Here is a 15,157-nt window from a genome sequence, read left to right as displayed (position 1 = left end):
CTCCTTGCTATATAGGTATGATCGCTCTGACTCGCGTGCCTCCCGGTTGTATATTCTCGATGCTGCAGCTTCCTCCAAGCTCAAGGGCTCTCTCTCGAATCGACGTCAGTCCGATGCCTCCGTTCTGGGCCGGCCTCGCCTTGCCGGGGAGTCCGATCCCGTTGTCCGTTACTTCGACTAGAAGCTCGTTGTCGTTAAGGACGTCAATCCGAACCTTGCAGCGCGTTGCCTTCGAATGGCGGATCACATTGACCAGCGATTCCGTCACGATCCGGTAAGCGGCCACTTCCGCGGCTGCAGGCAAAGGCGGAAGATGATCCGGCGCCTCCAGCTCCGTCGTTAACGGTCGGATATGAAGGGCAGCGGCCAAAGGTTCGGAGGTTTGACCGATATCGTTCAAACGCGCCTGAATGGAGCCGATAAGCCCGAGCTCGTCCAACGTCGGCGGGCGCAGCCCGTGCACCATCGTCCGGATCTCGTCCACCGTCGTCCGAATCGTCTGCCTTAGCCCTGCCAACAATTCAATCGCCTTTCTCGGATTGTTCTCGATATATTGCTCGGCGGCGGCGACATTGAACGATAAGGACAGCAGCTTCGGCGCCAGATCGTCGTGCAGGTTTTTGCGGATTTGCAGCCTTTCTTCTTCGCGGGCCACGACCAGCCGCTCCCGCGAATGCTGCAAGTCCTCCGCCAACAATTGCATGCCCAAGGTTATTTTAACGTTCTGTACGATGGGGCCTATTTGCCGGACCAGGAAATGGATCAGCTTCTCGTCTTCTCCGGTAAACGCTTCGTCCTTGGATCGGCTGGACAGAAGAAGGGAGCCCAGCTCTTCGCCGCCGTGAAGAATCGGGAAGGTGCAGAGATCGAATCTCGTCTTGCCCGACTCGGCCGCCATCGTCTCGTTCCCGTTCACCCCGACCGCGATCCCGGCATAGGGAACCCGAAGCGCTTTGCGAATCGATTCGATTACGGCGGCCAGCATGGTATCGGGCGCTATAGGCTTGATCAGCCGGTCGCCCAGTTCCTTTATAACGGAATAGGGATCGTCATGTCTTCCTTTCATTAGGCGGTTGACCAGAAGCTGAAGTTTGTACTTCAACGGGGCGAACAGAACCGCGATGATGCCCGTGGCGACCAGGGAGACGATGAAGTTCTGTTCCGTATCGAACAGGCTGCTGAAATACAAGACCAGGAACGCATACAAGAGAATGATGGAAAGCGACAGCGTTCCGTAAACGATCGTCCGGTTGACGAGCGGGTCGATGTCCCATAGCCGGTGGCGCAAAATGGCGAACGACAGGGTGATCGGGAAGACGCATACGATGGCATATAAACCGATGCTCATATAGATATAGGATGCCGGGCCGCTCGAAAAGACGGGATAAACGAAGACTCCCCCGAACAGCATGGATCCTATGAAGGAGAACGCGAATCCGTAAACGACCCATTTCGTTTGCTGACGCTGGATCGCGTTCGATCTCTGTTTATATTGAACGAATTGCGAATAAGCGATCGTGACGATCATGATCATGTAGTAGACGAGCCTTGCCGTTGACGGCCAATTCACCAGCTCGAAGCGCGTATGAGGGAAGAGAAGGCTCGCAAGCTGGACCAGGCAGAACGGAATATAGATATAAATCGTCCAACGATGCGTCAGACGTCCGTCGGGGAACAGCAGAAAGAACAAGGAGATGGACATCCAGCCTATAGCGGATATGATCTCGGGGATCTGCGCGAACGTCCCGCCGCCGGTTCCCAAGTATACCAACGAGGTATAAGTGGTCCCGTAAGCAACCAGAGCCAGAACGGCAAGAGACCCCATCATTCCTTGCCTGTTTTTCAAAAAAAGGAGGAGCGCGGCAATATAGAAAACGCAGGCAAAAACGCACTCGATGAGAACGAAGGTCAGGGCATACAGGTCGGGGGTCAAATGAACGTCCGCCAGAGCCTCGACGGTCGTAGGAGGCGCCGGCGCCAGCGTGCTGCAGGAATGAAGAACGCATTCCGTGCGAAGGAACTCGTAGTAGCCCGCGATCGAATGAAAGAAAAACAAGATGCATAATCCGCTGAATAGGACCGCGCACCATCGAAACCAAACGACTCCCCTATCCCCACTAATCATAAACGGCCGCTCTCCTCGATCCTTTTTCTTTCCCGAATATCCCTACCTAATCTTCCGTACCGCTATAGGAATCCCATGCCCTTCCAACTAGGTATTCCCGCTTGGTAGGATTACCACGTAATCAACAAGCAAAGGGAGTTGGAGAAGATGAATGTTGAAAAGGCAATTAAGGTCCTTGGGTTTATCGCATTCTTGGCGGGCATTACCCGAATGGCGATGTCGCCTTCGGGATTGATTTGGGGAGCGGACAGCACGCCTGAGCTCGTGTTCGCTCTCATCGCCAGTATATTAATGGGCATCTCGTCCATCGTCCTGTTCCTGGCGCAAGCCAAGCAGACCGGTATCTTCGGGTTCGTCTCGGGCGTGCTTCTGACCATAGGAAATATCGGGCTCGCGGCCACCTTCTACGGAATCTTCGCCTACGGAGATTATCCGCAGGACGGGACATTCGTCAACACGGCTAACGCCGTCTCCAATGGCGGAATGCTGCTCGGCACGATCATTCTGCTCGTCGTCACTTTCCGGGCCAAAGTATTTCCGCGTTGGTATGCGGCGGTGTTTTTGCTTCAGTTGGTATCCCTTGGCCTTCCGTTCCTGGGCGATTATTTCGCCGCCATCTGGGGCTTGACCTATGTCTTAATGGGATACTCCATCTTCGCGGGCAAGACCCGGCGTCTTGACTCCGATACCTCCGAGCAGCCTTCATTGGCTTCGTAGGACCCGCGGCACCTGCTAATTTAACCAATCGAACGGGCAAAATCAAGGGATTTCGGGAAATTTCCGACGCGATTCGGACGGATAGGAAGCGTTCTTGAAAAAAGTATCCTTTCGGATAAGATTTAGTGCCCGTTCGGTCCATAGGAAGGTTTGCGAGGTCCTTATTAAAATGGAGCATGTGTTTGATGTTTTATTTGGAAAAGTATCCCAATCGACATCGCACATAGGGCGCGATTTAGAATCGAACGATTAAAGGGGGAGTCTATCGGCCATCGATTCCACACGTACGCAACTCGCTGGAGACAGCTTAGACCAATACCATTCAGGAGGGACATCATATGTCGCATTCGCAATCTCGTTATTTTAGAAAGGCGTTGAGTTTGGCCTTGGCCGGAGGAATCGTATTGTCCGGAACCGCCTGCGGCTTCGCGTCCGAGGCCAAAGCGAGCCAAGGGATCGACGTCTATTTTCAAGGCCAGAAGCTTCAATTCCAGGATGCCGCGCCGGTTCAGAAGAACGGCACGACGCTGGTCCCGTTCCGCAAGCTGTTCGAGACGCTCGGGTTCCAAGTCAAATGGACGAAGACGGGAGCCAAGCAGCAGGTTATCGGCACGAAGGACGGCTTGACCATCGAACTGACGATTAACGGCAGCACTGCGAAGGTCAACGGAGAGAACGTGGCTCTAAGCGTGCCGGCGCAAGCGATCAAAGGCAGCACGATGGTTCCGCTGCGTTTCGTGGCGGAGAACAGCGGCTATCAAGTGTCGCACTCCAGCAAGAACGGCGCCAGCACGATTCGGATCGGCGACGGGGGCGAAGCCGGCGGAACCGGAGGCGGCGGAGGCAGCGGAGGCGGCGGAGGCGGCCAGACTCAGACTCCCGGGTCTTCGGGATCGAAGGACGCGACGACGGTCGAACCTTACGTGGTCAAGGGCTACGTACGCGACGACCAAGGCAAGCCGATCGTGGGCGCACAGGTCTACGCGGACAACACTTTCCTCTACGACAGCAATATTCTGGGAGTGACCGACGCGAACGGGTTCTACCGTCTGGAGCTTCCCGAGGTCGCGACCACCTGGCGGATGAGCGCCAACTTTACCTTGACCGTGAACGGCAGTCCGATGAGCAACAGCATCTTCGCGGATAAGGATGAACCTTTCGCGGGCAATACGGGGGCTATCCGAGATTTCACTTGGAAGAATGCCGACGGTTACATTTATGTTTATCCTGATATTTTCTCGTTTAGAGACGACCTGCCCACGTTTGAGCTCCTGGATGTGGAACTGACGCTGACGCCTGCCGACGGGGGAGAATCCATTACAAAGCGCCTGAATTACGTGAACGACAGCGTCGGATTGGAGCAGTTGCCGATTAAGAAGTTCAAGGTGACGGCCCGATGGCTACCAGCGGGGCACGATCCGATCCCGCTTCTGATCCGTGAAGAGAATAAAGGGGAATACGCCGAGTCCGCCGAGATCGAGTTCGGCAGCACGATTAACGGACCGGCCTCTCTGAAATTCATGAGAGAGCTCGAGGTAAGGGTGCCCGCAGCCGAATGATTAGAGAATCTAGTAGATGATTAGGAGGCCAAGAATGAGATCGCAGCTGAACTACGGTTTGGGCATGCGAGCAATAGCCTTCATTTTATCCGTTGCTATACTCGGCAGCGGATTATTTGTTGGATGGGGGCGAGCGCATGCTGATGATGAGACTTTGCCTGACCTGAGGGAGCTTGTCGTTCCTCTCGCGGAGGAGCTCGCCGAAGAAGAACCGATGTGGAACCATCTCGTGCGGGTGTTCGACGAATTGCATGCCGGGGTGGCCGACTCCGTCCGCATCACTCCGGACGGAAGATTTATCGGCTTTATCGAGATTACTTTCGTGAAGGATGGCGCCGGAGGCGAACTTCATTCGGCGCTGATGCTGTACGACCGCGAGACGGGATCCTTGGAGAACGTTCTGCAGCTTCCGGACTCGGAACCGAAAGAGCCCATTCGTTTCTCGATGTCGTCGGACGCCCGATGGTTCGCCTTCGCGGGCAAATCGAGCATGATGGCGTCAGAGAATCCGCAGATCTACTTATACGACCGAAAGGAAGACGAGCTTCGTCTAGTCAGCAAGCAACCGAGCGGGCTCCCCGGAGACGGGATGAGCGATCATCCGTCCATTAGCGCGGACGGACGTTACATTGCCTACGACTCGGATGCTCCCGGTCTCGCGGACGGGGATCGGAGCAACTTCGACATCTTCGTCTATGATCGCGACAGCGATGCGAACGAGCTGATCAGCGTCCCGGCGAATGCCGAAGATCCGGACGGGGTCGCGGGAAGCAACAGCGAGATGCCGTCGATCAGCGCGGACGGAAGATACGTCGCCTTCGAATCGAGCTCGGCCTATCTCGTGGAGGGCGACGAGAACGGGTATGAAGACGTGTTTGTCTTCGATCGCGAAGAGAAGCGGATGCGCCTGATCAGCGTCCCCGTCGCGGGCGGCCAGGCGAACAATAACAGCGGAGCCCCTTCGATGAGCGCGGACGGAGGGGTGATCGCGTTCGAATCGTACGCCGCTCTGGCGGAAGACGATACGAACGGCGCTAGGGATATATACGTTTACAGGAGCTCGGATTCCGCCGTGGAGCGGGTATCCGTCGGCTTGAACGGCGAGGAGAACGACTTCGAGAGCTACGAGCCGCTGATCAGCGCCGACGGGGCTTACGTCTCCTACGAGATGTGGCCGGATGGGTCGGAGTACGATATGGCGATGATCGGAGACTTGAGGAACCATGTCGTCCGCAACGTATCCGTATCCGATCCCGAGATGGAGGTATTCGAGCCGTTCACGACAGTGGCGATCAGCGCTGACGGGGCCGCAGCCGCCTTCAACGCGGAATACGAAGTCGTTGATCCGACAACGGGGCTTGAGGTGACGATGCCCGGACTGTTCATCGCCTCGAAGGTACAGGGAGGCGGGCAAGCGCCGACGTGGCCGGACGGCAGCAAGCTGGAAGCGAAGGACGTGCAGCCGGACCGAATCTCCCTCGCCTGGACGCCGGCGTCCGATCCGAAGGGGATCAAGGAGTATCGGCTGTACAAGGACGGCGAACGGATCGCATCTGTGGACGGGAATACGCTCGCGTATACGGCGACGGGGCTCGAACCCGCGACGGAGTATTCGTTCAAGGTGGAGGCCGTCAACGCCGATAACGTCGCGACGGCCGGCGGTCCCGGGCTTCGCGTCGCGACGGCAGCCGACGATCGGACTCTGGAGCTGAGCCTCAAGTTCGACCAGCTCTCCCCCAAACGGCTGCCCCTTCCGAACAGCAAGCTGACGATCGAAGCGAAGGCGAAGTCCGGCCGGACGATCGCGGCGAAGATCGTTTATTCCGACTGGCTGGACGCGTCCGGAGAACGGCTCCCGACTCCGCGCAAGGCCGAAGCGACCGTGAATCTGACCGAGAAGGCCGCGGGGTCCGGCGATTACGCGGCGGAATTCCCGATCCGGGAAGGAATCTCCGAACTGACTTCTGTCGTCGCGACGATGACGGGCGCGTCGGGAGGCCCGGTCGAGAAGCCGGCGGAAGGGCTGCCGCGCGCCGTAGCCGGCAACCTGAAGGTCGCGTTCGACAACCCCGGAGAGGTCGAACTGAACGGCGCGTACCTGATGGCGGTCAGTCTGGACAACGGAAGTTCATCCACGGCGATTCTGGAGAACGGCGATCCGATCGTCATGAAGGGAGTGGCTCCTTCTGATAAGTACGTGTTGACGCTCTATTCGGGCAACGGCAAACCGTTGTCGCAGCTATCCGACGTCCGGGTTCCGGGCGGGCTTGTAACGTCGTTGACTTTGAAGGTGATCGAGCCCACGCGCTACCGATTCAAAGTCACGGATCCGGACAACAAGCCTCTATCCGGAATCCGGGTAGAGGTCTGGAATGAGGCGGCCGCCGATTATTTGGCCGGATTCCAGACGGACGGTGAAGGGTTGACGAACTGGACGGCGGCAGGAGACACGACGAAGAAGTATACGGCCAAAGTCGATCTGAGCGGAACCAAGTACGACGAGATTCCGAATATCCCGTTCTCGTTGAAGCCGGGCGATAACGTCATTCCGGTTACCGTTCGCCGGTCGCCAGAAGGCAAGCTGCAAGGCAAAGTGCTGGACCCCGCGGGCAAGCCTGTGTTCAACGCGCTGGTGACGGCGACCCAGACATACAAAGGCAAGCCGGTTGTGCAGAAGGCGTATACCGATTTGAACGGAGCTTACCAACTATCCGTACTCGCGGGAGAGGTAGACGTTCAGGCCGCCCAGACCTCCTATCATTACAAGTCGGAGGAAGGCTTGAAGGCGGTTGTCGAGAACGGCAAGACCACCACCTTCGATATTCCGGTGCGAATGGCCGAACATGGCATGGTCGAGTTTAAAGTCTACGTCAAAATGATCGGCGGCGATTGGCAAGGCCCTATCGACATGGAGCAGCTCCGCTTCAAGGCGGAACTGCGGGGCAAATCCGGCGGCCGGACCAGCTACTATCAGAATTCGATGCCTCTGCAGGGTCAGCCCGGCGAAGAGGTGGAAGCTTGCGTATCGGGCGTCCTGAACTCGCCGTTCGAGCAATGCACGACGATTCGGCTCGACGAACAAGCGAACGGCACCGTAGAGATGCGGATCGAGGAACAAGGCGGGCTCTTCAAAGGTTCCGTTCCGACGGAAGGGAACTCTTGGGCCTATGCGAATCTTTACGAAGTGATAAACGGCGAACTGGAGTTCATCCGGACGACGAACGTCCGCACCGGTCCCTTCGAATTGCACGCTCCGAAGGCGGGCGTATACCGGCTTGAATTCCATCTCAGAGACGAGAAGACGAAGCAACTGAAGACGGCGTTCAAACAGTTCACTATTCGCGAGCAGGAGACGATCGACGTCGGAACCGTCACCCTGCAGGCGGCGAATTACTTCTTCCATGTGACGGCCAACGGTTTCCTGGCCCAGCAGAACGAGGTCACGCCCGGAGGAACCGTCAACTTGCGCGCGTTCTATCAGAACCACGGGGAAGCGACGGTTGCCGGCGCCGCTCTAAAGATCGAGGTTCCGGACGGCGTGTCTCCGGTTACGGTTCCTGGAGGCGACCGGATTCCAGTGAAGCTGAACGGAGCTGACGCAACGGCCTCCTTGAACGGCCATACGCTTGAAGTCGCATTGGGCGACATCGAGGAGAGAGAGCAGGGAACGGTCGTCCTGCAAGCGAGGCTGAACGAGGGATATGGCTTGGGCCAAGCCCAATTGTCCGCTCGCATCGTAGGAACGGCCGGGGGCAAGTCGATCGAAGAGTCTCTCGGCTCCATCCAGCTCGACGTTCCGAAGGTCACGCTCGAAGTGCCGAACATCGTGACGGCATCGTCTGTTCGGGTCATCGGCTTGGCGCCGCCAAGCAGCCGGGTCAAGGTCTATGACGGCGACTTGCTGCTCGGCACGTTCGCAGCTTCGTCCGGCGGAAGTTGGGCCGGCGACATCGAGTTGACCAACATGGACGGCTCGGAATATCATCTCCTGTGGGCGCAGGCGGAATCCGGGGATAAGGCGCTCCGCACGGACCAGCACGTCGTAAGCTATCTGCAGAATGAACCGGTCCTGCAGCAGATCGCGATGGCTCAATATCCGGACGGCAAGTGGCTTCAGCTCGATACGGAGAACGGAATCGCGCAGCTGCCGTACACGGTCGTTCCCGGCCGTCCGTTCCAATTCGTACTCAAGTTCAACGAACCGGATAAGGTGAAGAACGTCAAGATTTATCTGGGAGGCCAGATCGGGGGACCGGTCACGGCGGAGAAAGGCGAGGACGGTCTGTTCCGCGCGACGGTGCCGACTTCGTCCGGCGCTCTGGGCGGGCTATACGTTGACTACGACACGGTGAAGCCGAAGATCGTCATCAGCCGCGAGATCCCGACTGATCAGGAGACGAGGGATGCGCTTCCTCCCGGAATGAAGGACTTCATCATCTCGGAGAAGACGCCGTTCAAGCAGGAAGGCAACGTTTATTCGGGCAGCGCGGTCATCGAATTCCCCGGGCTGCCGGACTTCAAGATCGAGGCTAGCGAGACAATCGATCTGACTCCGACGACGTACAGGCCGACGGTCGAGGAGATCGTCGAAGCCGAGGCGGCCGGTCTTCCCGTTTACAACATGACCTTCGACGTGAAGGAGACGGCGGACGGAGTCGTCGTGAAGACGAGCGCCTACATGCCGAAGGCGGAATTGTTCCCTTCGAATACCTTGACGAAGGAGCAGCCGGTTGCCGCCTTGGCCGGCGATCCGCTGGATAGCCTGGATCAGTTCGGGATCGATCCGGGCAAATACCGGGAAATGATCCGGGTGACGGCCGAATACAAAATCATAACGCAAGAGGATTCATTTGCGAAAAAAGGCGGTTCACCTCTCAAAAAAATCAAATCGGAGTATTCGAAATACAATAAGTACGCCGGCCGGATTACCAAGATTATGGATAACGTCGAGGCCGCGACCCTCTGTCCGGAGAACATCGAAGCGACCGGCCAACAAGCCGGCAAGGCGCTCCTCGTGACGGTAGGGGGCGAAGTCGCCAAGACGGCGATCACCGCCTGGACGGGCGCGATGATGCTCGAAGGTCCCTTGGGCAAAGCCGCCGGCATCGCCGGCAAGTATGTCTCCAAAAAGATCGACGGCTACGTCGACGAGCAAATCGACAAAGTCAAGACGGTCGGCCCGACGAATCCGAAGAGCTGCGAGGAAGACGATGACACCTTGGATGGGCTTGAAGAAGAGAACATTTACAAGAAAAGACTGAGACGCGTCTATGCGGAACTGAAATGGATCTACGATCCGAGCGGTTACGTCTATGAAGCGGTGCCTTCGAATCGCCTGGAAGGCGTGAAGGCGACGGTTCTGTTCAAGGACAAGGCGGCGGGAGAATGGAAGGTCTGGTACGACGCCCCTTCCTACGGCCAGATCAATCCGCAGTTGACCGACGGCCAAGGCAAGTACGGCTGGGACGTGCCCGAAGGGGTATGGAAGGTCGTCTGGGAGAAGGCCGGCTACGAGACGGCGAGCAGCGCGGAATTGACCGTTCCGCCGCCGCACTTCGACGTGAATGCCGGGCTGGTCTCGACGGCGCCGCCGATCGTCGCCGGCATCGAAGCCGTCGTAAGCGGCGAAGAGAGCTACGTCGACATCGAGTTCAGCAAGTACTTGACGGCTAAGGATCCCATCGCGGCCGGCACGGTCGTCGTCACCGGACCGGGAGGCGCCGCCGTTGAAGGTACCTTGGCCTACCTGGAGCCTCAAGACGGCGGGCAAGGTCCGCTCGCGCGCAAGGTGCGGTTCAAGCCAAGCGGGCCTGGATTGCAGGAAGGAAGCGAATATATGGTCGCGGTCGAGCCTCAATCGTTCGTCAGCTATGCGGGAACGAGGATGCTGGCCGGCGCCGAGCGGACGGTCAAGGCCGTTCGCCGCGACGCGCAAGGACCGGTTCCGATGGAGGCCGAGGCGATCGGCGGCAACGCCGTGATCCGCATTCGCTTCGACGAACCGCTGGCGGCGGGAACGGTCCTGAACCCGGAATCGTTCGAGCTGACCGGCACGGATCAAGCCGTCCTGTCGGCGGTCGCCGAACGGCCGGAAGAAGGGAAGCAGCCGGAAGCGGTCGTCTTGACGCTGAGCGGCCGCATCCGGGATGGCGCCGCGGTTACGGTGCGCGCGGCGGCGGGCGCCGCGGCCGATTCGCTCGGCAACCCATCCGCGGAGAAGACGCTTGCCCTGAACGGGCCGGATGCCTCCTTAAGCGCGCTTGTCGTCGAAGGCGGAACTCTCGCCGAGCCGTTCTCGAAGGAGAAGACCGACTATACGATCAAGGTTCGCGGGAACGCTTCGTCGATCCGATTGAAAGCGACTCTGGCGGCAGCCGGAGGCAAGCTGTCCATTCGGGGAGTGCCGCTGGCCGCCGACACGCTGAAGGAGATCGAAATTCCGAGCGACGGCGTCATTCCGATTCGGGTCGAAGCCGCGAACCGTCCGGACGTGACGAAGACGTACGCGCTGACGATCGAACGCTCGTCGACGCCCGGTCCGGGAACGGGCGGGGGCGGAGGTTCGGGAGGCGGAGCCGATCCGGGTCCTGCCGAAGGCAATATCGCCGACATCGGCAAGGATGCGGAGGTTAGCGTCAAGGACGGCGACGGAGGCCGCAAGTTAGCGGCGATCTCTCTCAAGACCGAGACGGTGCTTAACGCGATCAAGAACGCGAAGAACGGCGAAGAGCTGTTCGTTCAAGTTCCGTCCGCCGCCGATTCGTATGATCTCGTCTTGCCGGCGGAAGCGTTCCGAGCTCTTGCCGAGGCCAAATCAAAGATCCGGCTGAAGGGCGAACCGGTGTCGGTCGTCGTAGAACCGGAAGCCTGGGCATCCGGCGTCGGCGACAAGGCGTCCGCCGTTCATTACAAGGTCGACCGAGCTTCCGCCGATGAGGAGAAGGCTTGGCTGGACGGCTTGAAGGCCAAGTTCGGAGGACTAACGGGGGTAAGCGGAACATACCGGTTCGCCGCGGAAGCGGTGGAAGGAGACGGAACCGTTCCTCTGACCGCTTCCCGGCCCGACGCGGCCCTCGCGTATTGGACGACGGCGACGCCGTCCTCCGGATCCGCGGCTGTCTACGGCTACGATCCGAGCTCGAAGGAGTGGCAATTCGTCTCGGACGTCTCCAGCACAGCAGGGCTCAAATGGGCAGGCGCCGACGCGAAGTCGCGCTACTACGGCATCGTCGCCTTCGCGAATCCGTTCGCCGACATCGGCGGACATTGGGCGCAGGGCCATATCGAATGGATGGCCGCCCGTCTGTACGTGAACGGAGTGACGGCCGATGCGTTCCAGCCCGACCGCAAGGTGACGCGGGCGGAGTTCGCCGCGATGCTCGCGCGCATCGTCGGCGCGAAGAGCGGGGCTGCCGGAGCGTCGCCGTTCGACGACGTGAAGGCGGAGGACTGGTACTACGAGGCGGTCCGCACGGTGGCCGCCGCGAAGCTGATCGAAGGCGACGGGCGCGGGAAGTTCCGCCCGAACGACTTCGTCACCCGCGAGCAGATGACGGCGATGAGCTGGAGGGCGTACTCGCTGCTCGTTGCCGGTGCCGTTCCGGCGCGGGAAGAGGAGATTCAGAGCCTCCTCCAGCCGTTCGCGGACAAGGGCAATATCAAGAGCTGGGCGAAGGCGGACGTCGCTTCCGCGCTTAAGGCCGGACTGGCGCAGGGCGTCGGCGGATCGCGGTTCGATCCGGACGGCGTCGCGACCCGCGCCCAAGCGGCAACGGTTCTCCGCCGTATCGCGGAGAAGCTGGGAAGCCCGGAGTAAAGACGAGGGGCAAGAGATAAGAGACAAGAGATAAGAGAAAGAGAAAAGAGAAAAGGGAATCGAACGGAGAGAGGCCGGCGCCGAAGCGCCGGCCTCTTCGTCGCGCGCCGGGGAGGCGCGCCGCTGTCAGGGGCAGCGATTATTCTTTTATTAGAATTCTGGCCAATTGGACCCTCGAATGAACGCCCAGCTTGTCGTATACCGCCCGAAGATGCTTCTTGACGGTCGCCTCGCTGACGAACAGCTTCCGCGCGACTTCGCCGTTGGACAAGCCGGCCAGTACGAGCTCGGCGACCTCCAGCTCCCGCTTCGTCAATGGATGGAGGACCGCCGACTGCCGTTCGAATCCGCCATTGGCTTCCGGTTCCCGTCTCGCCGAAGGCTGCCAATCCAAGCCGGCTCTGCGGAGCATCGCCTCCAGGAACCCGCGGAGCTTGTCGCCCCGCGTATCGAGAGCGTAAGTCGGCGCCTCCGTCCGCCCTTCGTGATTCCGGTGAGCGGCGCTCTCAACCGCGCTGAAGCCGAAGCCGGGGTATGTCTTGCGGGCGATCTCCGTCGGATAAGGAGAGCAGACGACGAGACCTCCCGAGCAGATGTAGGAGAAGATGAAGTCGATCGTCTCATCGCGCACGTCCGGATCCGACACGTCCCAGCAATCCAGGACGCGGATGAACCACCCCGACGGGCGGTGGCGAGGCGTCTGAAGCTTCCTCTTCTCCTCCGGCTTCAGCGACCGCAGATAGGGACTGCAGATCGGGTCCTTCTCCATGAAGGCGAGGGTGCCTTCGTGGAAAGGAATGACGACGGCAAGGCCGCGAGCTTGTCCTTCCTGATCCCGCAGCAGCTTGATCGCTTCAGGGTCCAGCTCGAAGACTTGCCTCGCGTCCAGCCGCGTCACGTTGCCGCGGATCGCCTCCGCCGTGTATTCGATCTGGAAAGCGGCGCCGGTCTCGGGATCGACTCCCATCCCGGACTGGCCGTCCTCCGTCCAGTTCTGCCGGCAATCGATATAGGCGATCGCGTCGCCGAGAGTCGTCTCCGTCAGCGTCTCCCAATATAAGGAGGAGCGGGGCGTCTCGCTCGACAGCGCCCGAAGAACGTCAGGGCCGACGTAGCGGAACAGCTCGCGAACTTCCCAACCCGAGTCCGACCGGCTCGCCGATTCCAGCACGGCATCGGCGTAATAGCCCGCGGCGCGCCCGCACAGCCGCTTGTAGAGCTTGGGAGCCCGCGCCCGCAAGCGGGCGCTCGTCGTCTCCCGCATCAGATCGTGAAGCTGCCAGCCGCGCTTGGACTTGCTGACGAACGACAGCGCCGTCAGCCGGTCGAAGACGTCTCCCGGCACGTTCTCTTCCAGAAGGTACGACAGCAGTTCCTGATCGAAATGCCGCAGGATCGAGGCGGCCTCCACGACGGTCCTCAATTGGGGGTCGGGGACCTCCCTAAGCCACAGAGCCGCCGCCTCTTCGAACCAGTCCGCCTCCTTCGCGAAGCTTCCTCGCTCGTCGTAAGATTGCGCCGCGGCGGCCAAGGACAGCGTGAGCGGATGGCCCTTCGTCAATCGCCAGATGCGCTCGTTGACGACTTCGTCGTAAGAGCCGCAACGGGTTAAATACCGGTGGCAGTCCGTTTGGTCCAGGTGCGTCAATTCGAACTGCGCCAGCTTCCGCCTCCAGACCGGGGACAACAACCAGTCCCCCTTCAACGGGCGGCGGCCTGCGGTCAGTACGATCGTCGTCTCCGGCAGAGAGGACAGGAATCTCTCGCGAAGCCAAGTCTCCAAATCTTGCATCTGTTCGAACGTGTCGAGCGCCAACACGACTCTCCCGGATTGCGAGAGCCGCCTGATAGCGCTCTCGCATTGCTCCAAGGGAGGACCCGAGAGGCCGTCGAGATCGGAGAACCGTTCCTTTAATTGTTGAAGCAGCGCCTCCGCGAATCCGCGCTCGGTATGGACGAAGTCCGGGGTGTCCAGCAGGATGAAGCAGGCTCCGGCCCGCTCGGCCTCGCTTCTGCATAATCGAAGATAAGTGCTTTTGCCGACGCCTCCCGTTCCGTACACGTGCAAGAAGCTCGCGTGACCCGGCCACCCGCCGCGGGACAGAACGGTTCGGAAGCGGCCAAGTTCCTCGTCGCGGCCGACGATATAATGGCGTTCGAGGTCGGCGAAGCTTAGATGTCCGATCATCATCCGAAGCCCTCCCTTCATTCATTCGCTGCGAGTATCCTTTGGTATACCATTTTGGAATACGATTGCATTTTTGGCAAGGCGGCGAAGTGAAAATCCCGGAGCGGCGGGGCTCCGGGACGAGCTGTCGGCGCGGCGAACGATCGAGGACTCCGCTACCGGGCAACCCTTATTCTTTGGCCTGCTCCTGCTCCTGCTCGCGCATACGCGTCATCTGCTGCCAGACGGAGCCGGCGGCTTCCTCGCCGCTCTGGATGCGGGCGACGGCCATCTCGGCCTGGAGCCGCACCTCGAACTCGGGCTCGGAGGCGGCGATGCGCTCCAGGGCCGGAAGGGCCGATTCGTCGCCGGCCTCGTAGAGGAAGCGCGCGGCGCGCCAGCGCACGAGCTTGTTGGAGTCGCCGAGCGCCTCCACCATCGGTCCGATCGCGGCGGGATCGCCCAGATCGGACAGCGTGTCGCCGGCGGTGCGCCGCACGGCCGCCGACGAATCCTTCAGCGCGCCGAACAGGTACGGCAGCGCCTCCGGGCTGCGCAGGTCGCCGAGGTACACGACGGCGAGCCGGCGCACGGACACGTGCGCGTCGCGCACGGCGAGCGCGAGCAGCGGCAGCTGCTCCGCGTCCGGCTTCATGCGCGCGAGCGCCGCGTAGCGCTCCTGCCAATCCGGCGCGCGCAGCCGCTCCTCGAGCTCCTCGCGCGAGAGCGGCGCCGGCGCTTCGGGCGGCGCGGCCGCCGCCTCGCCGCCCGCG

The 15,157-nt window shown here is 60.3% G+C and carries 6 protein-coding genes; 3 read left to right on the top strand and 3 right to left on the bottom strand.

Translation table 11 applies throughout. The features are described from left to right. Positions 1–7: 7 nt before the first annotated feature. The gene (locus H7B90_RS12100; RefSeq protein ID WP_185136137.1) at positions 8–2,056 is read right to left on the bottom strand and encodes a sensor histidine kinase; all 2,049 of its coding nucleotides are present in this window, start codon (positions 2,054–2,056) and stop codon (positions 8–10) included. A gap of 279 nt (positions 2,057–2,335) precedes the next feature. Between H7B90_RS12100 and H7B90_RS12095 the strand changes: the two genes are divergently transcribed. From H7B90_RS12095 to H7B90_RS12085, 3 genes are all read left to right on the top strand, one after another. After that, positions 2,336–2,842 carry a hypothetical protein gene (locus tag H7B90_RS12095; protein ID WP_185136136.1) on the top strand — a complete coding sequence of 169 codons (507 nt, stop codon included), beginning with the start codon at positions 2,336–2,338 and terminating at the stop codon, positions 2,840–2,842. Positions 2,843–3,246: 404 nt separating this feature from the next. Then, a complete protein-coding gene (locus H7B90_RS12090; RefSeq protein ID WP_185136135.1) occupies positions 3,247–4,401 on the top strand; it encodes a stalk domain-containing protein in 1,155 nt (384 codons plus the stop codon). Between the two features lie 154 nt (positions 4,402–4,555). After that, positions 4,556–12,217 carry an S-layer homology domain-containing protein gene (locus tag H7B90_RS12085; protein ID WP_185136134.1) on the top strand — a complete coding sequence of 2,554 codons (7,662 nt, stop codon included), beginning with the start codon at positions 4,556–4,558 and terminating at the stop codon, positions 12,215–12,217. A gap of 139 nt (positions 12,218–12,356) precedes the next feature. Here H7B90_RS12085 and H7B90_RS33390 read toward each other — a convergent pair whose 3' ends face one another. Together H7B90_RS33390 and H7B90_RS12075 are read right to left on the bottom strand one after the other, a co-directional pair. After that, complete coding sequence (locus H7B90_RS33390) at positions 12,357–14,408, bottom strand: LuxR C-terminal-related transcriptional regulator (RefSeq protein ID WP_311772715.1); 2,052 nt, start codon at positions 14,406–14,408, stop codon at positions 12,357–12,359. A 166-nt stretch (positions 14,409–14,574) separates the two neighbouring features. Further along, on the bottom strand, positions 14,575–15,157 hold a 583-nt coding region (locus H7B90_RS12075), incomplete at its 5' end, for a HEAT repeat domain-containing protein (RefSeq protein ID WP_185136133.1).

Source organism: Cohnella xylanilytica (genome assembly GCF_014212175.1).
In the GTDB taxonomy this organism is placed as follows: Bacteria; Bacillota; Bacilli; order Paenibacillales; family Paenibacillaceae; genus Cohnella; species Cohnella xylanilytica.
Note: the sequence above shows the minus strand (reverse complement) of the source record. Positions and strands in the feature narration are given on the sequence as shown.

What these genes read in the sequence shown, in the direction of transcription:
- H7B90_RS12095 (WP_185136136.1), top strand. Translation starts at nt 2,336, where the DNA reads ATGGCGATGTCGCCTTCGGGATTGATTTGGGGAGCGGACAGCACGCCT.
- H7B90_RS33390 (WP_311772715.1), bottom strand. Translation starts at nt 14,408, where the DNA reads ATGATGATCGGACATCTAAGCTTCGCCGACCTCGAACGCCATTATATC.